The following is a 1,436-nucleotide window of genomic DNA, read 5'->3' as shown; positions in this document are numbered from 1 at the left end:
ACGACGCCGGCCTTCGCGGCGCGGCGGGCCGGGACGCGGACCAGGCCACTCAGAAGCGGCGGCAGCATCCCGCCGCCCGCCTGCGTACGCAACGCGTTCAGGTCCAGTTTGACCGGAACGAACTCCGCACCCCGAGAACCCGAAGCCGCGTCGAACAGAGCCAGGCCCTCTTCCTCCGACAGCGCTCCAACGCCGCCCCGGCCGAGCCTCGGCACCTCACCCGCGTCGAGCCCGCCAGCCATGCCACCGTCCCACAGGCCCCAGGCCAGCGACGTGCCCACCAGGCCCTGCGACCTGCGGTGCGCAGCCAGCGCGTCCAGGAACGAGTTCGCCGCGGCGTAGTTCGCCTGACCCGCGTTGCCGAACACACCGGCAGCCGACGAGAACAGCACGAACGCCGACAGATCCATGCCCCGCGTCAGCTCGTGCAGGTTCCACGCCGCATCCACCTTCGGACGCAGCACCGCCGACAAACGCTCCCGATCCAACGACGCGATCACACCGTCATCCAGCACACCCGCCGTGTGCACCACCGCCGACAGCGGCGCCTCCGCCGGAATCGCGTCCAGCACCCCGGACAGCGCATCCCGGTCGGCCACATCACACGCCGCCCACGACACCGACGCACCCAGCTCAACCAGCTCCGCCGTCAACTCGACAGCACCCGGGGCATCCCCGCCCCGCCGGCTCACCAGCAGCAGATCCCGCACCCCGTACTCGGTGACGAGATGCCGCGCGAACAACCCGCCCAACGCACCACTGGCACCCGTCACCAACACCGTGCCGTCCAGCACCAGCGGCCCGGCCTCCGGCTCCGCCACCGCACGCACCAGACGCGGCACCAGGAGCGCACCTTCGCGGGCGAGCATCTCGGACTCCCCTGCGGCCAGGGCGGCGGCCACCGCCTCCGTGGGCAGGGCCCGGTCGTCGAGGTCGACCAGGGCGAACCGGCCGGGGTGCTCGGTCGCGGCGGAACGGACCAGGCCCCAGACCGCCGCACCGGCGAGGTCACGAACAGTGACGGCGTCGTCGGCCGCCATGGCCCCCCGCGTGACGAACACGAGGCGGGAGTCGGCGAAGCGGTCCTCCTCCAGCCAGGCCTGCACCAGTGCGAGCGCGCCGGAGACCCCGGCGTGCACCGCTTCCGGCAGCACGTCCTCGGCCTCTCCGAGGGGGACGAACACCAAGTCCGGCACGGCGTCGGGTGCACCGGCCAGGGCGGCGAGATCGGTGTGACGCGGACCGTCCAGAACCGGTGCCCCGGCGTCCACCGCAACCCAACTGGTCGCCACAGAGGGCGAAGTCGTTTCCTGCCCGGTGGGACGTGTGGTCCATTCGAGCCGGTAGAGGGAGTTCTGTCGGTTGTCGTGTGCGGTGTCGATCTGGTCAGGCGAGACCGCGCGCAGCGCCAGTGACTCCACCGACACCACCGGGGC

At 72.1% G+C, this 1,436-nt stretch carries 1 protein-coding gene; it reads right to left on the bottom strand.

The genetic code is table 11. From position 1 onward, the window contains the following. A partial coding sequence (locus ACP4J0_RS38415) for a beta-ketoacyl reductase (RefSeq protein ID WP_426604074.1) occupies positions 1–1,436 on the bottom strand: 1,436 nt, incomplete at both ends.

The organism is Streptomyces sp. WG7 (assembly GCF_049975785.1).
GTDB lineage: Bacteria > Actinomycetota > Actinomycetes > Streptomycetales > Streptomycetaceae > Streptomyces.
The sequence above is the reverse complement of the archived record's forward strand: the minus strand, read 5'-3'. Positions and strand labels throughout refer to the sequence as shown.